Origin of the sequence: Lapillicoccus sp., assembly GCF_025353065.1 — a bacterium.
GTDB lineage: Bacteria > Actinomycetota > Actinomycetes > Actinomycetales > Dermatophilaceae > Lapillicoccus.
This window is the reverse complement of the sequence record NZ_JANXRJ010000111.1, coordinates 1-2,577: the sequence shown is the minus strand read 5'-3', so window position 1 is coordinate 2,577 and position 2,577 is coordinate 1. Positions and strand designations below refer to the sequence as shown.

Below are 2,577 nucleotides of genomic sequence, written 5' to 3'. Positions count from 1 at the left end.
CACGCTTTCGAGGTCTGCCGCGAGGGGTTCAAACGGTGCTGCGACCGCTCGGGCACGCTCAGCCGCCGTCACCGGGGGCCCGCTCGACCCGCGCTGGACGCACACGAATGAGACTAGAACTGAGACCAAAGGAGGAGGACTCGCATAGGGCGTCTGAAGGTTGGTTGGTACCCGGGGTGTAGCGGTCCAGGCCCGGGGGCGATCCGCGAAGGCGATTCCCGCGTCCTCCGGCTTCAGCCCATGCGCGAACTTGCCCCAGAACATCCGCGACAGATCACCCCGGGTCGGTGGGCGCCCGGGCGACCTCAGCGCCGGCCTGCCCGTGATCGTGACCATTCGTACCCGTCCCGCCCCGTTCGCCACCTCCTGCTCGAGGTGTTGCGGTGACCAGCTGAGTCTACCCAATTCCGTCCCCGCGGTTTCGTGCACGAGCTCAAGCGGCACCGGCTGCTCGGGTCGACGGGACGTGTTGCGCCGATATGGCCGCCATCAGATCCTTTCGCGTTCCTGCAGAAGAACGTCCTCGCAGCCGCTGCTGGATCGCTCACCACGAGCTGCGCCTGGCCATCTTCAGTTTCCCTCGAGTGATCGAAAGAACCAGGCACTGCCGACAGCCACCCCCCCTAGACGGTATGGAGTGACGCCCCGGATGTGCCGGGGGGTTGCGGGCCGTGGCCTCTCTCACACAGATTCGTGGGTTGCCGAGGAGGGGCGTCCTGCTCGGCATCCGACATGTGTGGGAGGCCCGGTGGGTTCTGAGCGTACGAGTGCGGGACTGGACAAGCACGCCCGGTCGGTGGTCGCGGCGGCGATCGACGGAGAGACGGGGAGGTGTTCCGGGCGAGGTTGACCCCGGACTACGGGCAGGTGGTGCGGTGGGTCCAGGCCCTGCCCGGGCCGGCGGCGGTGGCGTACGAGGCCGGTCCGACCGGTTCGGGTTGGCTCGAGCATTGGGCGCTCAGGGGATTCGGTGTGAGGTCGCGACGCCCTCGAAGCTGCAGCGGCCGTCGGGGGACCGGGTCAAGACGGACGCGCGGGACGCGATGCACCTGGCGCGGTTGCTGCGGTTGGACGAGGTGACGTCGGTGACGGTGCCGAGCGTCGTGCAGGAGGCCGCCCGGGACATGATCCGGGCTCACTACAGCTCGGGAGGACTGCTGCGGGGATCTGATGCGGGCCCGGCATCGGCTGTCGAAACTTTTGCTGCGCAACGGGATCGTGTACCAAGGGGGTACCGCTTGGACCGGGGTCGACGACCGGTGGCTGCGTCAACAGGGGCTGCAGCTGGCCTCGCCCGCGGCCCGGGTCGCGGTCGCGGTCGCGGTCGCGGTCGCGGTCGCGGTCGACGAGTGTTACGACGCCGTCGTCACCGTTGCCGCCGGCGGGACCGGCTGGACGCCGCGATAGCGGTGATGGCCGCGGATAGCGAGTTCACCGCGGTCACCCGCAGGCCGGGATGCCTGCGGGGGATCTCGACCCTGACCGGGTTCGCGTTGGCCGTCGAGACCGCCAGGGCCGCCCGATCTGGGGGCACCGCGACAGCGGGTTGGAAACAGGCGCTGAACGCCCTCGCGATGAGCTACCCCGACCGATTCCCCACCGGGGTGCTGTGATGCCTCAGACCGCCAGCACCCTCGCCACGATCTACGAATGCAGCGACTGCGGCGAACGCTCCATCGACCGTCGCTGCCCGGACTGCAACCTGTTCAGCCGTCGGCTTGGAACCGGCGGAAACTGTGCGAACTGCGACGAGCCAGTGCTCGTCGAAGAGCTCTTCAACCCCACCCACCAAGCACCGTCACACCCAGAGAACTTGACAGGCCCTATTCCTGGGTCGCGTGGGACAGCGCCGCCGCGACCGGGGCGGCGCTGCTGTGGCGCGCGCCCACCCAACTGGCTTTGCCCGTGATCGCGGTGCTGCCCGACGGCACCTACGCCACGGTGGTCATGGATGCCACGATCCGCGGGGCCCGCCGGGAGAAGATCCTGGCCGCCGCCCGCGCCGGGCACGACCTGGCCGCCCAGCCCGACGCCACCGGCAAGAACGGGCTGCCCGTGGCGCGGTTGGCCCGGGTGATCGAGTACGACGTGCCCGACCGGACCGGCAACGGCAGCGGTGAGCTGATCGTGCTGCTGTCCACCATCACCGACCCGGCCGACGCCCGTGCCGACGAGCTGGCCGCCGCCTACCACCAGCGGTGGGAAGAAGAAACCGCCACCGACCAGCTCAAGACCCACCTGCGCGGGCCGGGTTGGGTGCTGCGCTCCCGGCTGCCGGACCTGGTCCACCAAGAGATCTGGGCCTACCTGATCGTGCACCACGCGATCAGCGCCCTGATCGCGAAAGCCTCCACCGCCGCCGACCTCGACCCAGACCGGATCTCCTTCGCCAAGGCCCTCCGCCTGATCCGCCGAACCGCCACCGGGACGGCGGACATTCCCCCCTCAGGACTGGGCTGACGCCCTCCCGCGGCGGCTGATCCAGATCGCGGCCCTCCTCATCCCGACCCGCAGGGAACGGACCTGCCCCCGCGCGGTCAAACGCGCCCGCCACAACGGCTACCGCGTCAAGAAACC

The 2,577-nt window shown here is 69.7% G+C and carries 3 protein-coding genes; all 3 read left to right on the top strand.

Features of this window, described 5'->3' with window-relative positions:
• Window positions 1–1,218: 1,218 nt before the first annotated feature.
• The gene (locus tag Q0R63_RS09115; protein ID WP_295696572.1) at window positions 1,219–1,407 is read left to right on the top strand and encodes a hypothetical protein; all 189 of its coding nucleotides are present in this window, start codon (window positions 1,219–1,221) and stop codon (window positions 1,405–1,407) included.
• Window positions 1,408–1,412: 5 nt separating this feature from the next.
• Entirely contained in the window at window positions 1,413–1,613 is a 201-nt protein-coding gene (locus tag Q0R63_RS09110) for a hypothetical protein (protein ID WP_295696570.1), read from the top strand.
• Between the two features lie 286 nt (window positions 1,614–1,899).
• Window positions 1,900–2,460, top strand: coding sequence for a hypothetical protein (locus tag Q0R63_RS09105; RefSeq protein ID WP_295696568.1), 561 nt, complete (start codon window positions 1,900–1,902; stop codon window positions 2,458–2,460).
• Window positions 2,461–2,577: the final 117 nt, after the last annotated feature.